18 protein-coding genes are annotated in these 25661 nt (G+C 67.6%); 12 read left to right on the top strand and 6 right to left on the bottom strand.

Going from position 1 to position 25661, the window contains the following annotated elements; translation table 11 throughout:
• Nucleotides 1-142 precede the first annotated feature (142 nt).
• From EV666_RS14115 to EV666_RS14105, 3 genes are read left to right on the top strand one after another with little or no spacing between them, the layout of a single operon-like run.
• Nucleotides 143-1099: an ABC transporter permease gene (locus EV666_RS14115; RefSeq protein ID WP_132009302.1), complete on the top strand. Its 957-nt coding sequence runs from the start codon at nt 143-145 to the stop codon at nt 1097-1099.
• Entirely contained in the window at nt 1089-2072 is a 984-nt protein-coding gene (locus tag EV666_RS14110) for an iron chelate uptake ABC transporter family permease subunit (protein WP_245514438.1), read from the top strand. The genes EV666_RS14115 and EV666_RS14110 overlap by 11 nt, the downstream gene beginning before the upstream one ends.
• Nucleotides 2069-2842 carry an iron ABC transporter ATP-binding protein gene (locus tag EV666_RS14105; protein WP_132009299.1) on the top strand — a complete coding sequence of 258 codons (774 nt, stop codon included), beginning with the start codon at nt 2069-2071 and terminating at the stop codon, nt 2840-2842. Before EV666_RS14110 ends, EV666_RS14105 begins: the two co-directional genes overlap by 4 nt.
• 6 nt (nt 2843-2848) lie before the next feature.
• Here EV666_RS14105 and EV666_RS14100 read toward each other — a convergent pair whose 3' ends face one another.
• The 3 genes from EV666_RS14100 to EV666_RS14090 all read right to left on the bottom strand — a co-directional run bounded on the left by EV666_RS14100 (nt 2849) and on the right by EV666_RS14090 (nt 6742).
• Nucleotides 2849-3511, bottom strand: coding sequence for a tetratricopeptide repeat protein (locus EV666_RS14100; protein WP_132009449.1), 663 nt, complete (start codon nt 3509-3511; stop codon nt 2849-2851).
• Between the two features lie 57 nt (nt 3512-3568).
• On the bottom strand, nt 3569-4249 hold the full coding sequence (locus EV666_RS14095) for a Fe2+-dependent dioxygenase (RefSeq protein WP_132009296.1): 681 nt from the start codon (nt 4247-4249) through the stop codon (nt 3569-3571).
• Nucleotides 4250-4456: 207 nt separating this feature from the next.
• Nucleotides 4457-6742 (bottom strand): TonB-dependent receptor, encoded by a 2286-nt coding sequence (locus EV666_RS14090; RefSeq protein ID WP_132009293.1) that lies wholly within the window; start codon nt 6740-6742, stop codon nt 4457-4459.
• A gap of 642 nt (nt 6743-7384) precedes the next feature.
• On the opposite strand from EV666_RS14090, the gene EV666_RS14085 reads away from it, so the two are divergent.
• Nucleotides 7385-8080, top strand: a complete 696-nt coding sequence (locus EV666_RS14085; protein ID WP_132009290.1) for a response regulator — start codon at nt 7385-7387, stop codon at nt 8078-8080.
• On the top strand, nt 8077-9987 hold the full coding sequence (locus tag EV666_RS14080; protein WP_132009287.1) for a sensor histidine kinase: 1911 nt from the start codon (nt 8077-8079) through the stop codon (nt 9985-9987). The genes EV666_RS14085 and EV666_RS14080 overlap by 4 nt, the downstream gene beginning before the upstream one ends.
• Before the next feature lie 11 nt (nt 9988-9998).
• Here EV666_RS14080 and EV666_RS14075 read toward each other — a convergent pair whose 3' ends face one another.
• On the bottom strand, nt 9999-10319 hold the full coding sequence (locus tag EV666_RS14075; protein ID WP_165910029.1) for a hypothetical protein: 321 nt from the start codon (nt 10317-10319) through the stop codon (nt 9999-10001).
• Between the two features lie 359 nt (nt 10320-10678).
• Here EV666_RS14075 and EV666_RS14070 point away from each other — a divergent pair, with 359 nt between their 5' ends.
• From EV666_RS14070 to EV666_RS14055, 4 genes are all read left to right on the top strand, one after another.
• Nucleotides 10679-10885: a hypothetical protein gene (locus EV666_RS14070; RefSeq protein ID WP_132009284.1), complete on the top strand. Its 207-nt coding sequence runs from the start codon at nt 10679-10681 to the stop codon at nt 10883-10885.
• A 217-nt stretch (nt 10886-11102) separates the two neighbouring features.
• A complete protein-coding gene (locus EV666_RS14065; protein WP_132009282.1) occupies nt 11103-12221 on the top strand; it encodes an alpha/beta hydrolase in 1119 nt (372 codons plus the stop codon).
• A gap of 164 nt (nt 12222-12385) precedes the next feature.
• Nucleotides 12386-13621, top strand: coding sequence for an efflux RND transporter periplasmic adaptor subunit (locus tag EV666_RS14060; protein WP_165910028.1), 1236 nt, complete (start codon nt 12386-12388; stop codon nt 13619-13621).
• On the top strand, nt 13618-16785 hold the full coding sequence (locus tag EV666_RS14055; RefSeq protein WP_132009276.1) for an efflux RND transporter permease subunit: 3168 nt from the start codon (nt 13618-13620) through the stop codon (nt 16783-16785). Before EV666_RS14060 ends, EV666_RS14055 begins: the two co-directional genes overlap by 4 nt.
• 379 nt (nt 16786-17164) lie before the next feature.
• Here the strand turns inward: EV666_RS14055 and EV666_RS14050 are convergent, their stop codons facing one another.
• Entirely contained in the window at nt 17165-18904 is a 1740-nt protein-coding gene (locus EV666_RS14050) for a SulP family inorganic anion transporter (RefSeq protein ID WP_132009273.1), read from the bottom strand.
• Between the two features lie 90 nt (nt 18905-18994).
• On the bottom strand, nt 18995-20224 hold the full coding sequence (locus EV666_RS14045) for an acetate/propionate family kinase (protein ID WP_132009270.1): 1230 nt from the start codon (nt 20222-20224) through the stop codon (nt 18995-18997).
• 443 nt (nt 20225-20667) lie between these two features.
• On the opposite strand from EV666_RS14045, the gene EV666_RS14040 reads away from it, so the two are divergent.
• From EV666_RS14040 to EV666_RS14030, 3 genes are read left to right on the top strand one after another with little or no spacing between them, the layout of a single operon-like run.
• Complete coding sequence (locus tag EV666_RS14040; RefSeq protein ID WP_132009267.1) at nt 20668-21735, top strand: HlyD family secretion protein; 1068 nt, start codon at nt 20668-20670, stop codon at nt 21733-21735.
• Between the two features lie 20 nt (nt 21736-21755).
• Nucleotides 21756-24533, top strand: a complete 2778-nt coding sequence (rbbA, locus tag EV666_RS14035; protein WP_132009443.1) for a ribosome-associated ATPase/putative transporter RbbA — start codon at nt 21756-21758, stop codon at nt 24531-24533.
• Between the two features lies 1 nt (nt 24534).
• On the top strand, nt 24535-25647 hold the full coding sequence (locus EV666_RS14030; protein ID WP_132009264.1) for an ABC transporter permease: 1113 nt from the start codon (nt 24535-24537) through the stop codon (nt 25645-25647).
• Nucleotides 25648-25661 lie beyond the last annotated feature (14 nt).

Here is a 25661-nt window from a genome sequence, read left to right as displayed (position 1 = left end):
GGCATGACGCCGGAGAAGGAGGCGCGGAGGCGGGAATGGACCAGACCAGCAACATGTCATCCGCGTCGGGCAGGCGGCCCTTCCCGATGTCTCGCCCTTCATCCCGCCTGGCGCCAGGCCACAAGCGGCGTTGCCCAGCGCCATGACCAGGACCGCGGCGGCCGTGGCCGTTTTTCTTCTTCTGGCAGTCGCCAGCCTGTTCGCCGGCGTCAGCGACCTGACGCCCGGCGCCGTGCTGGCCGGCGATCCGGCGGCGATCAACCTGCTGCTGACCAGCCGGGCGCCGCGCACCATCGCGGTCGTGCTGGCCGGCGGCTCGGTGGCCATCGCCGGCCTCATCATGCAGATGCTGGCGCGCAACCGCTTCGCCGAACCCTCCACCTCCGGCACGGTGGACGCGGCCAGCCTTGGCATGCTGTGCGCCACACTGCTGCTGCCGGACATGCCGGTGATCGTGAAGATGATGGTGGCGGCGGCGTTCGCCCTGGCCGGCGCCGGGCTGTTCATGGGCGTGCTGGCGCGGATTCCCCTGTCGTCGCCGCTGGTGACGCCGCTGGTCGGCCTGATGCTTGGCAATGTCATTGGCGCCGCGACCAGCTTCATCGCCTACCGTTACGACCTGCTGCAATCGCTCGCCGCCTGGTCGAACGGCGATTTCTCCACCATCCTGCGCGGCCGTTACGAGCTGCTGTGGGTCGCCTTCGCCCTGGCGGCGCTGGCCTGGTTCACCGCCGACCGGCTGACCGTGGCCGGGCTTGGCCGCGACTTCAGCGTCAATCTGGGGCTGAACTACCGCCGCGTGCTGCTGTTCGGCCTCAGCATCGTCGCCATGGTGACGGCCATGGTGGTGACCACCGTCGGCATGATCCCCTTCCTTGGCCTGGCAGCGCCCAACCTCGCCAGCATGGCGCTCGGCGACAACATGCGGCGCGCCATTCCGCTCACCGCCCTGCTCGGCGCCGGGCTGGCGCTGGCCTGCGACCTGCTCGGGCGGCTGGTCAATTATCCGTTCGAGATCCCGATCGGCACGATGATGGGCGTCATCGGCAGCGTGCTGTTCCTGTATCTCCTGCTGGGGAAGCGCTTCCGTGCCGGCTGATCTGACCGCTTCCCCTGGCTCCGGTCGCAGCGGCGGTCTGATCCTGCTGGCCCTGCTGGTGATTGCATTGTTCGCCTGCACGGCCTTCATGACCGTGGGCGTCACGGGCGGCTGGGCCTTCGTGTTGCAATTGCGGGCGGTCAAGCTGGCGGCGCTGCTGCTGGTCGGCTGCGCCATCGCGCTCGCCACCGTGCTGTTCCAGACCGTGTCCGGCAACCGCATCCTGACGCCGTCGATCATGGGTTTCGACGCGCTCTACATCCTCATCCAGACGTCGGCGGTGTTCGCCATTGGCGCCAGCGGCCTCAATCTCGTCGACAAACGCCTGCTGTTTCTGGGCCAGGCGGCGCTGATGACCGCCTTCGCCGCCCTGCTCTATCGCTGGCTGTTCACCGGGGCCGTGCGCAGCCTGCACCTGCTGCTGCTCGCCGGCGTGGTGCTGGGCATGCTGTTCCGCAGCGTCTCCAACATCCTGCAACGGATGATCGACCCGAACGAGTTCGTGGTGCTGCAGGACCGCTTTTTCGCCAGCTTCAACACGGTCGACACGACGCTGCTCGGGATAGCGGCGGTGATCATCGCCCTCGCCGCCATCGCCATCTGGCGCATGCGGGCGACGCTGGACGTGCTGGGGCTCGGCCGCGACGCCGCCATTGCCCTTGGCGTGCCGTACAAACGCACCACCATGACCGTGCTGTTGCTGGTGGCGGCGCTGACCAGCACGTCGACGGCGCTGGTGGGGCCGGTGGCGTTCTTCGGCCTGCTGGTGGCCAATATGGCCTACGCGCTGATCCCGTCGCACCGCCACGCGCTGACGCTGCCGGCGGCGGCGCTGATCGCCGTCATCTGCCTGGTGGGCGGCCAGACCGTTCTGGAACGGGTTTTCGCCTTCAACACCGCCCTGGCGATCATCGTCGAGTTTCTGGGCGGCATCGTATTCCTGTTCATGCTGGTGCGGGGAGCTGTCAGGTGATCGAGATCCGCGACGTCCGGAAGTCCTACGGAGACGCCACCGTGGTGCAGGGGGTCAACCTGACCCTGCCGCGCGGCGGCGTCACCGCCATCATCGGCCCCAATGGCGCCGGCAAGTCCACCCTGCTGACCATGATCGGCCGGCTGCTGCCGATGACCAGCGGCCAGATTCTGGTCGACGGCATGGACGTGACCCACGCCGCCAGCAACGCGCTGGCGAGGCGCCTGTCCATCCTGCGCCAGGACAATCACATCGCCGCCAGGCTGACGGTGCGTGATCTGGTGGCTTTCGGCCGTTATCCCCATTCGCACGGACGGCTGACCCGGGAGGATGGCGTTCACGTCGCCCGCGCCCTGGAGTTCCTCGGCCTGACCCATCTGGCCAACCGCTTTCTCGACGAGCTGTCCGGCGGCCAGCGCCAGCGCGCCCACGTGGCCATGGTGGTCTGCCAGGACACCGATTACATCCTGCTCGACGAGCCACTGAACAATCTCGACATGAAACACGCTGTCGGCATGATGCAGCTGATGCGGCGCATGGCCGACGATCTCGGCAAGACCATCGTGGTGGTGCTGCACGACATCAATTTCGCCTCATGCTACGCCGACCATATCGTCGCCATGCGCGATGGCCGGGTGATCCGCAAAGGCGCGCCGGCGGCAATCATGACCGCCGACGCCATGCGGGCGATCTATGACATCGACATGCACATCGAGGAGATCGGCGGCGACCGGATCGGCGTGTTCTACCGGCAGCCCGCGAGAGACTGAGCGGCGCTACGCCTCCGCCCGCTCCAGCGCCTGGCGGCCCAGAGCGGCGAGGCGCGGATCGGCGTGACCGGCCAGCGCCGCGCCCAGCGTCCGCCAGAAATCAGGAAAACCAACGGCGATCGCCCGGGCGAACCATGGCAACGCCGCCGTCGTATCGCCGGCATCGACCAGTAGCCGGCCAAGATTGAAGGCACCCCAGCAATCGCCGCCCTCGGCCGCCGCCTGATAGAGCGCGCGGGCGGCGGCAGGGTCCGGCGCGGCGAAGCGGCCGTCTTCCTGGAACAACCCCAGCATGTTCAGCGCCTTGGCGTTGCCGCGCCGCGCCGATTCCGTGTAGAGATCGAACGCCGCGGCGTCGTCACGGGGAACGCCAACACCGCGCATGTGCAGGTCGCCAAGGTTGAACATGGCCCAGGCGTCGCCCATGGCTGCGGCGCGGCGATACCAGTCCGCCGCCTGGGCCGGGCTGGCGGCGACGCCCCAACCGTGCTCGAGACAACGCCCCACCATGTTCAGGGCGCGGGCGTCGCCGCCGCGCGCCGCGGCGCGGAACCATTCCAGCGCCGCCGCCGCTTCGCCGCGATCCAGCGCCGTCTGGCCGAGCGCCAGTTGCACCTCGACGGTCTTTTCCGTCCGGTCGGCGCGCCGCCGCGCTTCGTCGGACGGCAACGGCGCGCCCTTTTTAGGCGACGTATTTTCTTCGCACACCGGAGAAGCCGCTTTCCGTCACAGGTCGGCCCAGCGCCGCAGCAGGTTGTGGTAGTGGTTGACGAGGCCCAGCACCACCTGGCTGTCGTCGCCCAGTTGCTGGCGCGCGCCCATCACCGCCAGGTCCAGGTCATAGAGCATGGCCCGTTCGGTATCGTCGCGCACCATGGACTGGGCCCAGAAGAACGAGGCCCAGCGGCTGCCGCGCGTCACCGGCATCACCCGGTGCAGGCTGGAAGCGGGGTAGACCACCATGTGCCCGGCCGGCAGCTTCACCGAATGGGTTCCGAAGGTGTCCTCGACCACCAGTTCGCCACCGTCATAGTCGCCGGGATCGGACAGGAAGATGGTGGTGGAGACGTCGGCGCGCAGGCGCGAGCCGTCCGGCAGCATGCGGATGGAATTGTCGACATGGGCGCCGAAGGTCATGCCGACGTCATAGCGGTTGAACATGGGCGGCAGCACCCGCAGCGGCAGGGCGGCGGCGGTGTAGGAGGCGTTGCGGGCCAGCGCCCGCAGCACCAGATCGCCAAGCTGAAGCGCCTCGGGACTGTCGACGGGGATTTGCAGATTGTTCTTGGCGCGGGCCGCCTGGTCGCCGGCCGTGACGCGGCCGTCCACCCATTGGGACTGCTCCAGCGTCTGGCGGCAGCGCCGCACTTCCTCCGGCGTCAGCACGTCGGGAACCTGAACCAGCATGTCGAACCCTCCCGGCGCGCCGGTTTTGCACGCCGCTGCAAAAGAAACGCCCGGACCTTGCGGCCCGGGCGCGGATGTGTCGGGCCGGCGCGCTGGCGCGTTTCCCGGCAGAGCGGATACCGCTTCGCTGGAGGAAACGCGTCCATCCAGGCCGTTGGAGCAAAATCCGCTTCAGTGTGAACGGATTTTGCTCTGGCCCCGCCATGGTCAGAACGAGTTGAACGTCGCGGCCACGTTGAGCAGAACCGTGCGGCCGGAGGTCGGAACGGCGCGCGAGGCGTTGAACACCGAGGCGTAGTTACGGTGATCCGTCAGGTTATAGGCATTCACCGAGACGCGGAAGTTCTCGTACTTCCAGGCCACCATGGCGTCGAGCGAGAAGGTTTCGGGCATCCGGCCCAGATTGGCGGCGTCGCCCCAATAGGCCGAGGCGTACTGCATGCCGCCGCCCAGGGTGATGACGCCCGGCAGCTTCGTCACTTCGGTGGTCAGGTCATAGCTGGTCCACAGGGTGAAGTTGTTGTGCGGAACCGATGGCGCGAGGTTGCCGGCGGTGCCCGTCCTGGTGCGGGTCACCTTGCCGTCGAGATAGGCGTAGGCGGCGGTCACCGTCCAGTTGTCGGTCAGCTTGCCGCTGGCGCCGAGCTCAAAGCCGCGGATGCGACGGCCTTCGCCATTCTCGCTGAAGCCCGAGATGATCTCGCCGGTCGACGGGTCGACGGAGAAGGAGTTCTTCTTGTCGATGTTGAAGGCGGCGGCGGTCAGGCCCAGCTTGCCGTCGAGCAGGTCAATCTTGGCGCCAACCTCGAAGGTGTCAGAACGCTCCGGCTGCAGGTTGTTGGTTCCGGGCACTTCCGTCGCCACGCCGCCGACGGCCACGGCGATGTCAGCGCCGACCGGGCGGTAGGAGCGCGAGAACGAGGCGTAGAACGTGGTGTTCTTGAAGGGTTCCCAGATGGCGGCGATCGACGGGCTGGTCTTGTAGTTGTCCTGCGCGCCGCCGAAGGTGTACGGGCGGTTGTGGAACTCCGAGCGGAAATAATCCCAGCGCACGGCGCCCTGCACCGAGAAGGTGTCGGTCAGCCAGACGCGGTCGCTGGCGAACAGGCCAACGTTGCTGGAGTTAGCGTAGCGGCTGGTGGCGCCATAGGTTGCGTAGGCGCCCGGATAGGCGAAGCGCGGACCAATGATCATCTGGTCGTTGATGCGCCCGGTCCACGAGCCCATGTCACGCTCGTCGTTCTGATGGTTGGCGTCGACGCCGACGATCAGCTTGTGGCGGAAGCCAAGCAGGTTGACGTCAGCTTTCGCGGTCAGCACGTCCTGGACCGCCCAGCCGTTCTGACGGTAGGTCATGCCGCCGCCGGCGCCATACGGCAGGAGATAGTTCCTGCCGGAGAGGATGGCCGAGGCGCAGGCGCCTGAGCAGGGTCCGGGCGTCGAGATCGAGAAGTCGCGGTCAAAGAACGTGGCGCGCGCGTCGTTGCTGATGGTCAGCCAGTCATTGACCTTGTGCGAGAAGCTCGCGGTGACGGCATGAATGTCGCCGTCATCGCGATCGGTGCTGCGCACATAGGACTGGCTGCGGCTGACGCCGGCAATGCCGTACTCGGTGAGCGGACGGAACAGGCCGTCGCGGCCCTGCAGCATGGGCACGCCCTGGTCAGGCACATTGTCGTTATGCTGGTAGCGGTAGTTGAGGCGGAACTGGGTGTCGGTTCCAAGGCCGGTGGCGAAATCAAGCGCGAAGCCGGTGCGGCGCTGCTTGACGTGATCGCGGTCAGCCACGTCCTGGTGGTGATAGACGCCGTTCAGCCGGATGGCGGTGGTGTCGTTGATCTTGTAGTTGCCGTCGACCTGGGTGCGCGACACCAGACCCGAGCCGATGCCCTGCTCAACCGTGAAGAAGTTGCTGAGCTTCGCCTTCTTGCTGGTCTGGTTGATGACGCCGCCCTGGCTGCCAATGCCGAACGCTTCGCCGGAAGGCCCCTTGATAACCTGGACGCTCTCGGTGTCGAAGGAATCACGGACATAGGCGCCAAAGTCGCGCAGGCCGTCCACATAGATGTCGCCCTTGGCCGAAAGGCCGCGGATACGGAACTGGTCGCCAACCTGGCCGCCGTTGCCCTCGCCGCTCGACAGGGTGATGCCGGGCACGTTCTTCAGCGCCTGCTCCAGGGTGGTGACCTGCTGCTGCTGCATCAGCTGCTGCGTCACCACGTTCACCGTCTTCGGCGTCTCACGCACGGTCGCCGGCAGGCGGGCGATGCCCGTGGTGGCCTCGTTGGTGTTGCCGCTGCCCTGGCCCGCGCCGGTGACGGTGATGGTGTCGAGCGCGATATTGCCGGCGGCGTCGCCGGCCGGGGCGTTGCTGGCGGCGGGTTGCGCCGAGGCGCCGGTCGACAGGCCGGAAACCGAGGCGACAAACCCCGTCGTCAGCGCCAGGCCAGACATCAATGGCCGCAGTGATGTGGAGGCGCGCTCCGGCGTCATGTCGATGCTCCCAAAATGGAAATGTGCAAATGCGAATACGTGCGACGAGCGGCGGGGCGCTCGCCCGCCAGGCCCCTGGAACCTGTGAAAACGTCGGGTGGGTCGGCCCGCCGCATTCCCTGACAGGCTCTTAGTCAAAGGTCGCAAAGACTGGCAAACGCTATCTTTGAGAACAATTCCAGAGAACAACGCCGGAATTGATCCCAACCCGAAGGCTGTCTGGAAATGACGCGTCCGCCCGGCGCCCACATCCAGTGCATAATCGCTCCAGACTGCGGCTTAACCGCCAGCGGTTCAGGGTGTTACCCTGGACGGATGCCGGACGTCTTGCGGCGGGATAGCCTGAACGCGCGTGGATTTGTGTCAAAATCGCAACAATGGCCGGATTTTGACGAATTTGCGACGCCCGCGCGCGCCGGTTTTCCAGGACCGGCGGCCGGGGACCGCCCCGTCCGGCGCCGTAACGTAAGGCAGCGCCGGCCCTGTATCGCCGGCGCGCTTCGCGGCCGTTCCATGGTCGCCCCATGTTCATGGCTGTCGCAACGGGGCGGCCGCCGGCTATGGTCGAAGCGTTCGCCGGACAGCCGGCAACCTGAAGGCGCCCGGTTGAGCAGATCCGGAGGCAGGCCAGGATCGCATGGCATGACAGCATCACCCACGGATACGGATTCCACCGGCGCCCCTTCAGGGGGCATCACCGTACTTCTCGTTGAGGATGACGCGCCCACCCGCGGGCGGCTGCGCGACGCGCTGGCCAGCGAACCAGGTTTCACGATCCGCGAGGCGGGAACCGTGGCGGAGGCGCGGGCGGCGCTCGACCAGACCGCTCCCGATGTATTGCTCACCGACCTGCAACTGCCGGACGGTCATGGCGTCGACCTGATCCGTGAAACCCGCGCGCGTTTTCCCCGGGCCGAAGTCATGGTGATCTCGATTCTGGGCGACGAAGAGAGCGTCATCGCCGCCATCAGCGTCGGCGCCACGGGCTATCTGCTGAAAGACGCGTTTCCGACCGACATCGCCGCCACGGTTCGTGACCTGGTGGCGGGACATTCGCCCATTTCCGCTTCCATCGCCCGCTTCATCGTGCGCCGGGCGCAGCGGGAGCCGGACGCCGCGGCGCGGCCGCAACTGAACACCGCCCGGCTGACGCCGCGGGAGATTGACATCCTGTGGGGCATCGCCAAAGGCTTCAGCTACGCCGATATCGCCGCGCACCTGGGGCTGTCGCGCCAGACCGTGCCGGGGCATATCAAGAGCATTTACCGCAAGCTCGAAGTCAACACCCGGGGCGAAGCCGTGTTTGAAGCCGTGCAGCAGGGGCTGATCAAACTTTGAGCGCAGGGGCGCAGCCCGCCGGCGCGGGCGCGACGCCGCTTTCCGCCCGCTGGTCGCGGCGCCGTTTCGCGCTGCTGCACCTGTCGCTCCAGGCGGTGGTTGTCGGCCTGTGCCTGCTCGTCACCAGCTTCCCCCTGCCCGCCCCCGACAGCCGTTACGCCGTGCGCGAGGCGACGGTGGCCGGCCCGGACGGGCCGACGCCGGTACGGCTGCCCGCAACATTTCCTGGATCAACGCCGCGGCGCATCAATCTGGCCCTCAGCTTCACCGCCCCGGACAAGCTCACGGAAGAATGGTCCGTGCTGACGCCGCGCTTCACCAACGCGGCCCAGGTCCTGGTCAATGGCGTGGCGGTGCTCGATACGCGGCGCAAGGCCAGCAACAACCGGCCGGATCGCAACGCCGCCGACATGGCGGTGATTCCCACCCAACTGCTGCGTCCCGGGGTCAATGAACTGAGCGTGCGCCTGTATGTCTGGGGGCCGCTGAGCGGCTTCCTCGACACATTGTATGTGGGGCCGGACAGCGTCCTGCGCGACGCCTGGGACTGGCGCATCCTGCTGTTCAGCACCCTGCCGGTGGTTTTCTCGTCCTGGCAGGTGATCCTTGCCCTGGTGCTCGGCATCATGTGGTTCAAGCGCCGCCAGGAAACCGCATATGGCGTGCTCGCGGCGGCGATGGCGCTGGGCGCGCTGCACACCTTCCTCATTCCGCCGGAACAGCCATCCTGGCTCGCCGGCATACGCGCCGCCGCCATTGGCTCCGCGCCGCTGGAAAGCGGCCTGGTGCTGCTCTTCTGCATGCTGTTCCTGGGCCGGCGGCTGACGCCGCTGTTCGCGGCCCTGACCCTGGGGCCGGGCGTCGTCATCGCCCTGGCCGGGCTGATCGGCGGGCCGGAGATGGTGCGCCAGGCCTTCATCTGGCCTGGGCTGCCCGCCATCGCCCTTTGCCTCGGGGGCGTCGCGTGGCTGACCCATGGCGCGGCCCTGTCGCGACGCGACCTGGTCAGCGTGCTGCTCGCCAGCGCCGCCACCGTGCTGGTGACCTGTCTGATCCGCGACGTGCTGACCATCGCCGGCGCCCTGCCCCACCAGCGTATTTTCGTCACCCGCATGGCCTACGCCGCGGTGATGACTGTGATCGGCGCCTGCCTGACCTGGCGCTTCGCCAGCGCCCTGAACGAAGTTGACAGCTTCGCCGGGCGGCTGGTGACCCAGGTGCGCGAGGCGGAGGACAAGTTGCGCGCCAGTTTCGCACGTGAAGAACAGCGCAAGCACGCCGCCGCCCTCGCCAGTGAGCGGGCGCGGTTGACCCGCGATCTGCACGACGGACTGGGCGGACAACTGGTCAGCATCGTCGCGCTGGCCGAACGCAGCGGCGCGCACGGCGCGCAGATCGGCGAGGCCGCCCGCAGCGCCCTGCGCGACCTGCGCCTGGTGATCGACGCCATGGATGATATCGACGGCGACCTGATGCTGGCGCTGGGCGCCTGGCGGGAGCGCACCGCCGCCCGCCTGCGCCCGCACGACATCCGTCTCGACTGGCGGCCGCTGTCCCCCGCCGGGCTGCCCGTGCATCAGGAGCTGCGCCCATGGCACGTCATCCAGTTGCTGCGGCTGCTCGACGAGGCGGTGACCAACACGGTGAAGCACGCGAACGCCCGCTGCATCACGGTGAGCTTCGGATCATTCACCAACGACGACGGCGCCGCGCGCGGCCGCATCATCATCGCCGATGATGGTCACGGCTTTTCTGGCCGGGCAACGCCGCAGGGCCGGGGCCTCGACAACATGCGGCGACGCGCCGGGCGCTGCGGCGTCAGCCTCAGCCTCGACAGCGGACCCGACGGGGTCCGCATCACCCTGGACCTGCCGGCGCGTTTCCCCGAAACGGAAATCCCCGCCTGAAACCAAGCGCGTCAGAACCGGCCGACGCGATCGACCGGGCCGCCGCGATTGGTGGGCGTTCCGGCCGGCGCCCTGTAAGCGGGGCCGACCCGCCGGGGCGCGACGACACGGGCCGGCGGAGCCACGACACGAGCCGGCGGAGCCACAACGCGAACCGGCGGAGCCACAACAACCGGGCGCGGCGCGACCACCACGGGCGCCGGCCGCGCGACGCATCCCCTGGGCGCGCCCACGGTCTTGCAGTAGACCACGGCGGCGGCCGGCGTGGCGGCGAAAACACTGACGCCCAGCAACGCCGCGCCCATGGCCCGCAGATAATGTCCCAGGTTCATGCTGTCCTCTCCGATTTCGTGCGGATGCGTGTCGTCAAGCCGGCGCGCGGCCAGCAACCGCGTCCGGCAACCTGCGCGTGCAGCGACACAACGCCTCCCCGGACAGGAGCATCTGAAAGCCGGCGGGCATATCCCATGAAGATGGGCCCTTCCCCAATCGGTCCCATGAACATGGCATAGGCCCGCCCCCGGCTTTCCCGCAGTTTCGCGGCGTTGGGAGGCGTCGCACAGGCGCGGTCAGGGCGTCTGGCGGTTTGACCGCCCTGCGTCACGGTAATCCGGACGCGGCGCCGGGCGCCGCCGCCCGATGGCGCAGCGTCAGCGCCGGCGATGGCGCGACACACATCGGGAACGTACAGATGAAAAAGGCTCTTTTCCTCGCCATCGTCCTCGCCGCCGCCAGCGGCGGCGGCGCCCTCGCGGAAGACGCCCGCACCGCGTGCCGCGCCGATGCGCAGAAACTCTGCGCCTCGGCCATCGGCAATCGCGAACAGGTCGCAGCCTGCCTGAAGACCAACAAGGACAAGCTCAGCGACGGCTGCAAGCAGGCGCTCGCCGCGCGTTGACGCGCCGGTAAAGCTGGCCAGCGCCGCCCGGCCGCCAATCAGGCCGCCGGGCGGCCCGCTGGCGCACCCCCGTACACCCTGGTTCAGCGCGGCGCCGACGGGGCCGACGAGAACCTGGACAAGGCGGTGGCCCATCCGGACGAAGCCGCGCGCTACGCTCCTTCTTGCGCTTCGCCAGACGGCGTTGATCCGCGCGAAATCTTCCCCGGAACAGGATATGCCAGCCCTCCGTTACCTGACGCTCGTCACGGCCACCTATCTCGCGGCCCTGCTTGGCGGCTGCGCCGGACCTCGCCAGGGATTGCTGCAACCGGTTGACGCCGCGCGGGCCATGCCGGTCCAGCGCGTCGTGCTCGCGGCGACCACCCGGGCGCCGGCGGAACAGCCCGGCTATCTGTTTTCCGGCGAACGGGGCCGTGAGGTGAGTTACGCGCGGCTGGCGTTTTCCATGCCGCCGGGCCGCCAGCCCGGGGCGTTGCCGGTTGACGCCGGACACCCCGACCCGCAGCGCCATATCGTGCTGGCGTCGGTTGCACGGCTCGACGGGGCCGGATTCGCCCGCGCCTTGCGAACGACAGGCGCCGGGGCGCCGCCGCGCAAGGCGCTGATATTCGTTCACGGCTATAACACCGCGTTCGACGCCGCGGCGGTGCGGTTCGCCCAGATCGTCGACGACACCCACTTCGACGGCGTGGCCGTGTTGTTCAGCTGGCCGTCGCGCGGCGGCGTCACCGATTATGCCTACGACCGCGCCTCGGCCGATTTCAGCCGCGACGCGCTGGAGGCGCTGCTGAAGCAGCTGGCGCGCGATCCGGCGATCAGCGGGGTCGACATCTTCGCCCACTCCATGGGCAACTGGGTGACGATGGAAGCCTTGCGGCAGCTGGCGACAGCCAACGACCGGCGCGCGCTCGGCCAGATCCAGAAAGTGGTGCTGGCGGCTCCGGACGTCGACATGGACGTTTTCCGGCGGCAGGCCACGCGCATCGGCGCCCTTGCAGCGCACATGACGGTTTACGTCTCGCACGACGACTACGCGCTGCGCGCCTCGCGACGGCTGGCCGGCGGCAAGCTGCGCGCCGGCGAGAACACCGACCTCGAACAGTTTCACCGGCTTGGCATGCAGGCGCATGACCTCAGCGCCGTGGAGGGCGGCGTCGGCCGCAATCACGGCAAGGCGTTCAGCGACGCCGCGACCCTCGCCGGCATCGGCAGGGCCCTGTCCGGCGGCCAGGAGCAGCGTCGCCAGGGACAATTGCTGACCGGGGGCCTGAAAACGCTGGGCCATTCCGTGACCGCAATCGGCGCAGCCCTGCTGCCGGAGACAGCGCCATGAGGCGGGCCAACGTCATACACGGGTCGCGCGCCTGTGCAATTTGCCGCGAGTAAAATTGCCTGACCGGCAAGAACATGTTCTGAATATCCGAAATGAGGCGAAAGCGGGGGGCACATGTCCGGATTGCGGCGCCATCATCCGCCAAAGGGAGGCGTACGTTGAAGATGACCTGGAAAGTACGCCCGATTGCATTACTGGCCTTTGCGGCCATTGCCGGACTGCTCGCGGGTTGCAACGAGCCCAAACCCAAGGCGCCGCCGCCTCCCGTGGTTTTCACCGCAAAACCGGTCAGCCAGACGGTGACCCAATATATTCCGGCGACGGGCCAGGCGTTCGCCATCCAGCAGGTGAATCTCGTCGCCCGCGTTCAGGGCTATCTCACCAGCATCAATTACGTTGACGGCGCGGCCGTGAAGAAGGGCCAGCTGCTGTTCGTGATCGAGCAGCCGCCCTACCAGATCAGCCTGGAGCTGGCCCAGGCGGCGCTGGCCCAACAACAGGCGCAACTGAAAAACGCCCAGATCGAACTGCAGCGGCAACAACAGCTTTACGCCAAGCAGGCGGCCTCCCAGGCGGCCCGCGACGATGCGGAAACCAAACGCGACGCCGCCCAGGCCGCCGTCGAACAGGCGGCCGCCCAGGTGAAGCAGGCGCAACTGAACCTGTCCTATACCGAGGTGCGGGCGCCGTTCGACGGCATTGTCACCAACCACCAGGTCGACGTTGGCGCCATGGTCGGCGTCGGCGGCCCCACCACCCTGGCGACCATCGTGCAGAGCGCGCCGCTGTATGTGCAGTTTTCCCTCGACGAACAGCTGGTGCAACACATCCGCGACGTCATGCGCGAACGGGGCATGACCCGCGGCAAAACCGACGGCGCCGCCGTGGAGATGGGACTGGCGGTCGGCAAGGATTTCCCTTACCGGGCGAAAATCGATTACGTGTCGCCGTCCATTGATCCGAACACCGGCACGCTGCTGGTGCGCGCGCTCGCGCCCAACAGCCAGGGCGCCATCCTGCCCGGCAATTTCCTCCGTATCCGCATCCCCCTGCCAGATCCGAAGAAAGGGCTGCTGGTGCCGGACAGCGCTTTGGGCGCCAGCCAGGGCGGCCGCTACGTCCTGCTGGTCAATGACAAGGGGCTGGTGGAGGAGCGGCATGTGGAGGTCGGCCAGGTCACCGACAGCGGCCTGCGCGTCATCCTCTCCGGCCTGACGGGCGATGAGCAGGTGATCGTTGGCCAGGCGCAGGGCGCCGTGCCAGGCGCGCGCGTGCAGGCCGAGCCAGCGCCCGCCGCGAAAGCCGGGGCGCCAGGGGCGGCCGCCGGCAACCCCGCCGGCGCCGGCCCCGCCAGCGCCAGTCCGCCTGGTGAACCGGCTGACGGGAAAGCGGCGCGCTGATGACGAAATTCTTCATCGAGCGGCCAATTCTGGCCAATGTGATCGCCATCCTGATCGTCCTGCTGGGCGCCGTGGCGGTCTTCAACCTGCCGGTGGCGCAGTACCCGAACGTGGTGCCGCCAACGGTGCAGGTAACGGCGCGTTACCCTGGCGCAAGCGCATCGGTGATCGCGCAGGAGGTGGCGCTGCCCATCGAGCAGCAGGTCAATGGCGTCGAGGGCATGATTTACATGTCCTCCACCAGCACCAGTGACGGCAACTACACGCTCACCGTCAGCTTCGCCATTGGCGCGGACCCGGACAAAAGCCAGATCCTGGTGCAGAACCGGGTTTCCACCGCGCTGGCGCAATTGCCGGTCGTGGTGCAGAACCAGGGCGTGCAGACCAACAAGCGGTCGACCTCGATCCTCCAGATCATCGCGCTGACCTCGACGGACAAGCGCCAGGACAGCCTGTTCCTGTCGAACTACGCCACGATCAATCTGGTGGACGAACTGTCGCGCCTGCCGGGCGTCGGTTCGGTCAGCGTGTTCGGCGCCGGGCAGTACGCCATGCGCATCTGGCTTGATCCGCAGAAAATGCAGGCGCGGGGCCTCGCCCCCGCCGATATCTCCAACGCCATCAACGCCCAGAACCTGCCGATCGCCTCCGGCCAGCTTGGCGCGCCGCCCACCGTTGGCGGCAACGCCTTCCAGTACACCCTGCTGGCCCAGGGCCGGCTTGCGGAGGTCAGCCAGTACGAGAACATCATCATCAAGGCCGACAACGCCGATGGCGGCCAGGTGACGCGACTGCGCGACGTGGCCCGGGTGGACCTGGGCGCCCAGACCTACAGCCAGGACTTCCGGCTGAACGGGCAGCCGGCGGCGGGCGTGGCGATCTTCCAGCTGCCGGAGGCCAACGCCCTCGACGTCGCCGGACGCGTGGAAGCGCGGATGAAGACGCTGGCGAAGGACTTCCCGCCCGGCGTGGCGTGGACCACGCCCTTCAACACCACGCTGTTCGTGAAGGCGTCGGTCAGCGACGTCTACCACACGCTGGTGGAGGCGGCCGTGCTGGTGCTGTTGGTGATCCTGATCTTCCTGCAGGACTGGCGCGCCACTTTGGTGCCGGCCACCACCGTGCCCGTCACCATCATCGGCGCCTTCGCCGCCATGGCGGCGCTCGGCTTCACCATCAACATGTCGACGCTGCTGGCGGTGGTGCTGGCCATCGGCATCGTGGTCGACGACGCCATCGTCGTCGTCGAGAGCGTGACCAAGCACATGGAGCGGGGCCTCACGGCCCATGACGCCACCATCCAGGCCATGAAGGAGCTGACGGGCCCCATCCTCGGCATCACCCTGGTGCTGATGGCGGTGTTCCTGCCGGCGGCGTTCCTCCCCGGGCTCAGCGGCCAGATGTATCGCCAGTTCGCCCTTGTCATCGCCGCGACGGCGCTCATCAGCGCCATCAACGCCATGACCCTGAAGCCGACGCAGAGCGCCCTGTGGCTGCGCCCGCCCAAGCCCGTGCAGGATCGCAACGTGATCTTCCGGGTGTTCGAGCACGGTTACATGGCGTGCGAAAACGCCTATGTGCGGATGATGGCGCGGCTGGTGAAGCACTACCGCGTCGTCTTCGCGCTGACGGTGATCCTCGTCGGCCTTTCCGGCTACGCGCTGAGCCGTGTCCCGACCTCATTCCTGCCGGTCGAGGACCAGGGCTACTTCATCGCATCGGTGCAACTGCCCGACGGCGCCTCACTCGAACGCACCCGCAAGTCCCTGTCCGAACTGTCGGAGCGGTTCAGCAAGGTTCCGGGCGTCGTCAATGTCGTCGCCATCGCCGGCCTTTCGGCCATGAACGACAGCGCCAGCCTGGCGAATGCCGGCGTGCTCTACGTCATGCTGACGGACTGGAGCAAACGCGGCCCGGGAGAGGGCCTGCTCGGCATGTACGAAACCCTGTCAAAGACGGCGAAGGCGTTGCCGGACGGCGTCGCCACCGTGCTGCCGCCGCCGCCGATCCAGGGCATCGGCAACGCCTCCGGCTTCACCATGAAGGTGGAGCTGCGCAATGGGGAGTTCGACTACCAGAAGTTGCAGCGCATCGCCGATGCGATCACCCGGCAGGCCACAGCGTCGGGCAACTTCATGTCCGCCGTCAACACCTTCAGCGCCCAGGCGCCGCAGGTTCTGGTCAACCTCGACCGGACGCGCACCGAAATCATCGGCGTGCCGTTCAACGCGGCGGCCAACACGCTGGGCTCCTACATCGGCTCGTCCTACGTCGGGCAGTTCCTGAAGTTCGGCCGGGTGTTCCAGATCTACATCCAGGCCGACGCGCCATGGCGCATGAACGCGGACGCCATCGGCTCCCTGAAGGTGCGCAGCAACACCGGCCAGATGGTGCCGCTGGGCGCCATCTCCGACATCGACACCAGCATCGGCCCCTCGCTGATCAGCCTGTACAACATGTATCCGGCGGCGACGGTGGTCGGCGCGCCGGTGATGCACGTCAGCTCCGGCCAGGCGATGGCGCAGCTTGAAAACATCGCCGCGCAGGTGCTGCCGCCAGGAACCGGCTTTGACTGGAGCGCCCTCTCCTTCCAGGAGGCGGTGGCAGGCGGGCAGATTTACCTGGTCTATGCGCTGAGCCTGCTGCTGGTTTACCTGGTTCTGGCCGGCCAGTATGAGAGCTGGCTGGCGCCGCTGGCCATCATGCTGTCGGTGCCGCTGGCCCTGCTGGGGACGGCGGCCGGCCTGCTGGCCATCGGCATTCCCAGCAATCTCTACACCCAGATCGGCATGATCCTGCTGATCGCGCTCTCCGCCAAGAACGCCATCCTGATCGTCGGCTTCGCCCGCGACCTGCACCTGCAGGAAGGGCGGGGAGTGGCTGAGGCGGCGGTCGAGGCGGCGCGCCTGCGTCTGCGTCCGATCATCATGACGTCGCTGGCGTTCGGGCTTGGCCTGGCGCCGCTGGTGCTGGCGGACAGCGCCGGCGCCAACGCGCAGAAATCCATCGGCTTCGCCACGCTTACCGGCATGGTGGGATCGACGCTGCTGACCGTCACCGTCGTGCCGTCGGTGTTCATGGCGCTGCAGTATCTGGAAAACCGCAGGAAGCAGAAGAAACAGGCCGCGCCGGCCGTCGCCAGTCCCGGACCGGCGGAAACGTAAGGGAAAGCCGCCGGATCAGGACGCCGGGTTTTGGCCTTGCCGCCGGACCCGGACCAGGCGGCAGCCCCAAGCCGGCGGCAGCTCAAGGCAAGCGGGAGCCCAGGGCCGGCGGGAGCCTGAAGCTGGCGGGAGCCTGAGGCCGGGCCTAACGGATCGGCGCCCGCCCCCCGGCAAGACACGCGGGACGCGAAGCCCCGCGGTTTCGCGTCCGGCAACTTTCCCAGGTCAATCTGCCTGGGTCAGCAGACCGGCGATCCACACGGCCATCAATGCAATGACCGCGGTCATGGCGATAACCCCGGATGTCATGGCAGCCTCCCTGAAGCGTTGCTCATGAAATCGAGGTTACCTGGCCCGGCCGGGCCGGCGCTGTGCGGCCTCACACGGCCGGCGACGCCGGCGCGGCGTCTGGCTGGCGCTGGGCCATGCCCTGATGGTAATCCACACCGACCGCATCAAGCGCTTCATGCAGGGTCGAAAATATCCGGTTCGCGCCGAGCGCCGCGGCGACGCCGTGCCGCTCGAGATCCGCGCGCAGGCCGTTACTGACCCGTCCCAGCACGATCTGGACCCCCTGCTGTTGCAGGTCGGCGATCAGGGCGCGGACAACCTGCGCCGCCGAAAAATCAATATTGGTCGTCGCGGAGGCGTCGATCACCAGATCACGCACCGGCGCCGGCGCGCCCGCGACCAGCGCACGCGCCGTATCGGCGAAGCTGTCGGCGTTGGCGTAGAACAGATCCGCCCCGAACCGGCAAACGATCAGCCCCGGCGCCGTCTGCATACCCGCCCGCGCCCGCGCCGGCTCCCAGCGCCCGGACGCGCCCGGCGCCAGAACCGATACGTGCGGCCGGTAGGAATGGCGGACATGGCGGATGAGCGACAGGGCGATGGCGAGCAGGATGCCCTGCTCCACGCCAATGCAGGGCACGGCCACAGCCGTCAGCACCGCCAGGCCGCATTCGCCGGGGCTCTCCGCGTAGATGGCCCGCAGCCCCCTGATGTCGATCATGTTCACGGCGATGGTGAAAACGATGCCGGCGAGCACCGCATGCGGCAGATATTGCAGGGGGCCGGTGAGAAACAGCAGAATGATCGCCACAACCGCCGCGAAAGTGAGTTGCGCCACCTGGCTGCGGGCGCCGTTGCTGTCCGCCATGGCGGTCTGCGTGGGGCTGCCGTTGACGACAAAAGCGCCGGTGATCGCGGCGCCTGCGTTGGCGGCCGCCAGCCCGAGAATATCGGCGTTGATGTCTGAGCGCTCGCCATATCGGACGGCATAAACGCGGCTGGTGGCGGCGCTCTGGGCGAGAATCATCACCACGCACGACCCGGCGACGGGCAGGAGCGCGAGGGTTTCGGACCAGGAAACATCCGGCCATACCAGCGAAGGCAGCCCTCCAGGCACGACGCCGATGACCGCGACGCCATGGCCGGCGAAATCGAACCAGGCGCTGGCGGCGATCAGGCCGGCGACGACGAGCAGCGGAACCGGGAAACGCGGGATCAGCCAGCGCCCCGCCAGAATCGCGCCGACGGCAACCGCCGCCAGCCCAAGCTCAAGCGGCTGGACGTGCCCCAGCCCCGCCGCCAGTTCCTGGAGCTGGCCGAGGGTCCGGCGCGTATCGACCTTCAGCCCCAGCATGTCCGGCGCCATCGCCACGCTGACCTGGACGCCGACGCCGGTCAGAAAGCCGACCAGGGTGGTGCGGGAGAGGAAATCAGCGAGAAAGCCGAGGCGGAACAGCCGGGCCGCCAGCAGCAGCACAGCGGTTTGCAACGTCAGCATGCCGACCAGCGCCATATATTTCGGGCTGCCCATGGTCGCCATGGGCGCAAGCGCCGTGGAGAAGATTGCGGCCGTCGCCGAATCCGCCGCCACCACCAGATGTCGCGAGGCGCCGAAAATGGCGAACAGCACCAGCGGCAGCAGCACCGTATACAGGCCGGTGACCACCGGCGCGCCGGCGATGCGGGTGTAGCCGAGCACCTGCGGCGCGTTCATCGAGGCAAGGTTGATGCCGGCCATGACATCGCGCAGGGCGCCGCGCGCGGTCAGGGGGAAAACGCCTGGGAACAGCCTGGCCCGCAACCCCGGTTTGCCCTGGAACCAACGCATCTGAATCCTGCCCGCCGCCGCCATTCCCGTCGCCGACCGCCGCGCCTGACCTTCAGGCGCCAGCCTTGCATCGCCTGCCCGTTGCCCCGGTCAAGGCGCCGGACCGTTCCACTCCGGCGATGGGGACCCGGCGCCGGCCAGCGCCGCGACGGCCTCGCGGGCGATCACCTGCTCCTCATCGGTCGCCAGGACGAAAACGCCCCGCTGGCTGTCGGCGCTGGCGATGTCGAAAGCGTTGGCGGCGTTCTTCTCCACGTCCAGCCGCACCCCAAGCCACGCCAGCCGTTCGCAGATCATGGCGCGCATCTGCGGCTGGTGTTCGCCAATGCCGGCGGTAAACACCAGGGCGTCGACGCCGCCGGCGGTGGTCGCCAGCCGCGCCGCCTCTCCGGCGACGCGCAGGGCGAACAGCTCCAGCGCCTCGCGCGCTTCCGCCCGGTCGCTCGCCAGCAGGTCGCGGCTGTCGGCGCTGATTCCCGAGACGCCAAGCAGGCCGGACCGGTGATAGAGCAAATCCTCCACCTGTGGCAGCCCCTGACCCTTCTGGCCAAGCAGATACAGCAGCGCCCCTGGATCGAGCGCGCCGCAGCGGGTCGCCATGGGAACGCCGTCGAGGGTGGAAAAACTCATGCTGCTGTCGCGGCTGAGACCGTTCTCCATGACGCACAGGCTGGCGCCGGAGCCCAGATGCGCCGCGACCACCCGGCCGGCGGCGACGTCAGGCCGGCGACGCGTCAGTTCCCCGGCAATGAAGGCATAGGACAGACCGTGGAAGCCATAGCGCCGCACGCCCGCGTCATGCAGGGCGCGCGGCAGGGCGAAGCGACGGGTGAGGTCGGCGTTCGTGGCGTGGAAGGCTGTGTCGAACGACGCCGTCTGCCGGAGGCCGGGTCGCAGCCGGGCGATCGCCCGGACCAGCTTCAGGGCCTGGGGCTGGTGCAGGGGCGCCAGCGGCGTCAGGCTGTCGATGCGCGCCAAGGCGGCGGCGTCGATCACCACCGGCGCGGTGAACAGGCCGGCGCCGTGCACCACCCGGTGGCCCACCGCCGCCAGCGCATCCAGATCGAAATGCCACGACAACCTGCTGAAAGCTTCCGACAGAACCTCGTCAAGCTCCTCCCCGGCGGGCGCCGCCAGTTCGATGTCGAAATGGTCGGGCCCTTCCGTCAGCTCAAACCGCAACGGCGCGCGGCGAAAGTCGATCATCCCCTTGCCGATGCGGCGCGGGCGCAAGCCATCAGCGCCGGCGTCCAGCGCGAACAGGCCGATCTTCACCGTGGATGAGCCGGCGTTGAAGGTAACGAGCAGTTTTCCGTCCATCGCCGCGCTCCTGGACATGAATGCCGCGGGAGGTGAACGCCGCGGAACGTGAATGGCGCTGGATCTGGACGCCGCAGGACATGGTCGCCGCCGCCGTCCCGACCGCACGGCGACACAACCGCGCCGGCCGCAAAATCCCACCGGGGCAGGACCGGCGCGGACGGGTCGCCGGGCCATCGTCATTTGGCCGTCTGGCATTTGGCCATCGGCCACTCGGCGACGCCAACGGTGCGCTTTTCTCTACCTGGATTGTTACTTTACCGCCCGGCCGGGTCAATCATCGTGGGTCCGCACCGTCATTTCGCCCGCTTTCATTGTGAAGCTGCGCCAGACACGCGGAACCGTTTGGTGGGCGAACAGCTGTTCCACATTGAAATCACCCCACGCCGGTGTAGCCTGATCCCGGCGTGATTCGGCGCATCGCATATCGGAGTTCCGCAGCAATGGCTTCTTCTGGCAAGCGCTGGGCAATACTGGCGCTCGTAATTGCCGTTGCGGCAGGCGGGTATTACGCTTGGCGCAAGTTCGGCCCCCAGGATCTGCCGCCAGGCATCGCCAGCGGCAATGGCCGCATTGAGGCCGTCGAGATCGACATCTCGACCAAATCGCCGGGCCGCATCAAGGACATTCTCGTCGATGAAGGCGATTTCGTCGAAGCGGGACAGGTGCTGGCGCGGATGGACACCGAGCAGCTCGAAAGCCGGCGCAAGCAGGCCGAGGCGGAGAAGCGACGCGCCGAGATCAGCATCGAAACCGCCGGAAACCTGGTGAAACAGCGCGAAGCCGAGCGCGAGGCCGCCGCCGCCGTGGTGGCGCAACGGGAGGCGGAGCTTGACGTCGCCTCGCGCAAATACCAGCGCTCGCAGCGCCTCATCCGCACCAACGCCACCAGCCAGCAGGCGCTGGACGACGACCGCGCCGCCGAGCAGGGCGCGCGCGCGGCGCTGGGCGCGGCGAAGGCGCAACTGGCGGCGACTGAAGCCGGCATCAGCGCCGCGAAAGCCCAGGTGGTGGACGCGAAGGCGGCGGTGGACGCCGCCCAGGCGGCCATCACCACCATTGTCACCGACATCAACGACAGCACCCTCAAGGCGCCGCGCTCCGGGCGAATCCAGTATCGCGTCGCCCAGCCTGGCGAAGTGCTGTCCGCTGGCGGTCGCGTCCTCAACCTGATCGACGTCGGCGATGTGTTCATGACCTTTTTCCTGCCAACCGCCCAGGCGGGACGCGTGGCGCTCGGCAGCGACGCGCGCCTGGTGCTCGACGCGGCGCCGCAATACGTGATCCCGGCCAGGATCAGCTTCGTCTCCGACGTGGCCCAGTTCACGCCGAAATCGGTGGAAACCGAGGAGGAGCGACAAAAACTGATGTTCCGCCTGAAAGCGAAGATCCCTGGGGAACTGCTGAAGAAATACGTGCGCCAGGTCAAAACCGGCCTGCCCGGCATGGCCTATGTCAAGGTCGACCCCGCCGCTGAATGGCCTGCCCACCTCGCCAAAACGGTTCAGTAGTCATGACGGACCCGGCGGCGATGCGCCAGCAGCAGAGCGGACCGCAACCAGCGGCGGAAGCGCCCGCGGTCCGCCTGCGCAATGTCAGCCTTTCCTATGGCGCGACGCAGGCCCTGAAAGACATCACCCTGGATATTCCAGGCGGCTGCATGGTCGGCGTCATCGGACCGGACGGCGTCGGCAAATCAACGCTGATGTCGCTGATCGCCGGCGCCCGCGTCATGCAGCAGGGGCAGATCGAAAGCCTGGGCGCCGATATTGGCGACGCCCGGCAACGGCAGGAGGTGTTGCCGCGCATCGCCTACATGCCCCAGGGGCTTGGCAAGAACCTTTATCCGACGCTGTCGGTATTCGAGAACGTCGATTTCTTCGGCCGCCTGTTCGGCCATAACCGGGCCGAGCGCGAGCGGCGCATCGCCGAACTGCTGGCCCATACGGGCATGTCCCGTTTCGCCGATCGCCCGGCCGGCAAGCTCTCCGGCGGCATGAAACAGAAGGCCAGCCTGTGCTGCTCGCTGATTCACGATCCCGACCTGCTGATCCTGGACGAGCCGACCACGGGCGTTGATCCCCTGTCGCGCCGCCAGTTCTGGGAGCTGATCGACATCATCCGCGCCGGGCGCGCGGGCATGAGCGTCATTGTCTCCACCGCCTACATGGAGGAGGCCGCGCGCTTCGACTGGCTGATCGCCATGAACGCCGGCGAAATCCTCGCCACCGGTTCACCGCAGGAACTGCTGGACCGGACCGGCGCCGCCGACCTGGACGCGGCTTTCGTGGCGCTGTTGCCGGAAGAGGCGCGGCGCGACCACCACGAGGTGGTCATTCCGCCCCGTCCCGCCAGCGAAACGGCGGAGATCGCCATCGAAGCCGAGCATGTCACCGTGAAGTTCGGCGATTTCACCGCCGTCGATGACGTGAGTTTCCGCATCCCGCGCGGCGAGATCTTCGGTTTTCTCGGCTCCAACGGCTGCGGCAAGACCACGACCATGAAGGTGCTGGCCGGCCTGTTGCCGGCAAGCGCGGGCGTGGCGCGGCTGTTCGGCGGCGAGGTTGACCCAAAGGACATGGCCGTGCGCCAGCGCGTCGGCTACATGAGCCAGGCGTTCTCGCTCTACACGGAGCTGACCGTCAGCCAGAACCTGAAGCTGCACGCGGAGCTGTTCGGCATGGAGGCCGCGGCCATCGGCCCGCGCATGCGCGAACTGGCCAGCCGGTTCGATCTTGAGGACGTCATGGACGCCCTGCCGGACGATCTGCCGCTGGGCGTGCGCCAGCGGCTGTCGCTGGCCGTCGCCATCATCCACGGCCCGGACATCCTGATTCTCGATGAACCGACGTCCGGCGTCGATCCGGTGGCGCGCGACAATTTCTGGCGGATTCTGTCCGACCTGTCGCGCCGGGACAACGTCACGATCTTTGTCTCCACCCACTTCATGAACGAGGCGGGCTGGTGCGATCGCATTTCGCTGATGCACGCCGGGCGCGTGCTGATCTCCGATACGCCGGAAGCGATCACCAGGACCTACCACGCCGACACGCTGGAGGACGCCTTCATCGCCTGCCTGGAAGAGGCGGTGAAGCAGACGGACCCCGCCGCCGGACGACCGCCCGCCACGGAGGGGGAAACGGAGGCGGCGACGCCCGAACACGCGAGCCATATCCGGCGCGGCTTCGATCTGCGGCGGATGCTGGCCTACTCCCGGCGCGAGGCGCTCGAACTGCGCCGCGACCCCATCCGCGCCACGCTGGCGATCATCGGCACGGTGCTGCTGATGTTCGTCATCGGCTACGGCGTCAACATGGACGTGGAGAACCTCAGCTTCGCCGTTCTGGACCGGGACAACACCACCACGAGCCGCGATTACGCCCAGCAGATTTCCGGCTCACGCTATTTCACCGAGAAAGCGCCGCTCACCAGTTACGAAGAGCTGGACCGGCGCATGCGCAACGGCGACATCAGCCTGGCCATCGAGATTCCATCAGGTTTCGCCAGGGACGCGGCGCACGGCCGCCCCGTCGAGATCGCCGCCTGGATTGACGGCGCCATGCCGCAACGGGCCGAAACCATTCGCGGCTACGTGCAGGGAATGCACGCCGCCTGGCTGCAACAGAAGACGCGGGAACTGCTGGGCGCCGCCGCCAACGCGGGCGCGTTCGAGGTGGCCATCCGCTATCGTTACAACCCGGACCTGCAAAGCCTGGTGGCCATGGTGCCGGCGGTCATCCCCCTGTTGCTGCTGATGATCCCCTCCATGCTGTCGGCGCTGGCGGTGGTGCGGGAGAAGGAGCTGGGCTCGATCATCAACTTCTACGTGACGCCGGTGACGAAGCTGGAGTTCCTGCTGGGCAAGCAGGCGCCCTATGTGGGGCTGGCGTTCATCAACTTCCTGACGATGACGGCGTTCGCGGTGTTCATCTTCAAGGTGCCGCTGACAGGCAGCTTTCTGACCCTGGCGGCGGCGGCGCTCATCTATGGCTTCATCACCACCGGCATGGGCCTGGTGATCTCCACCTTCATCCGCAGCCAGATCGCGGCGATCTTCGCCACCGCGCTGATCACGCTGATCCCCGCCGTGCAGTACTCCGGCATCATCGATCCGGTATCATCGCTGCAGGGCATCGGCGCCTTCATCGGGCAGGTTTATCCGGCGACCTATTTCGTGACGATCTCGCGCGGCGTGTTCTCAAAGGGCCTCGGCTTTGGAGACCTGGCCGGCTCCTTCATTCCCCTGCTGATCGCGGCGCCCGTGCTCACCGGCCTTGGCGTCGCGCTGCTGAAGAAACAGGCGGGCTGACATGCGCATCGCCAATGTGGCCCGGCTGGGCGTGAAGGAACTGCGCGGCCTCGGACGCGATCCGATGATGCTGCTGCTGATCGTCTACGCTTTCACCCTGGCGATCTACACCGCCGCGAAAGCCATGCCCGAGACGCTCAACCAGGCGGCCATCGCCATCGTCGATGAAGACAATTCGCCGGTGTCCGCCCGCATCGCCACGGCGTTCTATCCGCCCTATTTCACGCCGCCCCGCCACATCTCCACCCATGAGATGGACCGGCGCATGGACTCCGGCCTCGACACCTTCGCCATCGACATTCCCCCCAACTTCCAGCGCGACCTGCTGGCGGGGCGCTCCCCGGCGATCCAGCTCAACATCGACGCCACGCGCATGAGCCAGGCCTTCACCGGCGGCGGCTACATCCAGTCGATCCTGACCAGCGAAATCGCCGAATACCTGAACCGGCGGCGCAGCATCACCGCCCTGCCGGTGGAGCTGACCCTGCGCGCCAGGTTCAATCAGGAGCTGAACAAAAGCTGGTTCGGCGCCATCAACAACATCATCTCGTCGATCACCATGCTGTCGATCATCCTCACCGGCGCGGCGCTGATCCGGGAGCGGGAGCACGGCACCATCGAGCACCTGCTGGTGATGCCGGTGACGCCGGCCGAGATCATGGTGAGCAAGATCTGGTCCATGGGCCTGGTCGTCCTGCTGGCGTCCGCCATGTCATTGACGTTCGTGGTCCAGGGAGCCCTTGGCGTCCCCATCGAAGGCTCGACGCTGCTGTTCCTGGCCGGCGCGGCGCTGATGCTGTTCGCCACCACCAGTCTCGGCATCTTCCTGGCGACCGTGGCGGGCTCCATGCCGCAGTTCGGGCTGCTGCTGATGCTGGTGCTGATTCCGCTGCAACTGCTTTCCGGCGGCGTGACGCCGCGCGAAAGCATGCCGGAGATCATCCAGACCATCATGCTCGCGGCGCCGAACACGCATTTCATCATCCTGTCGCAGGCCATCCTGTTTCGTGGGGCCGGTTTCGAGGTGGTGTGGCCGCAGTTCCTGGCGCTCGCCGGCATCGGGGCCATCCTGTTTTATTTTTCATTGCAGCGGTTCCGGCGCTTCCTGCGGTAGGCGCTGGAACAGCT

This window comes from Camelimonas lactis (assembly GCF_004342915.1).
In the GTDB taxonomy this organism is placed as follows: Bacteria; Pseudomonadota; Alphaproteobacteria; order Rhizobiales; family Beijerinckiaceae; genus Camelimonas; species Camelimonas lactis.
This window is presented reverse-complemented; position numbering and strand designations above follow the sequence as displayed.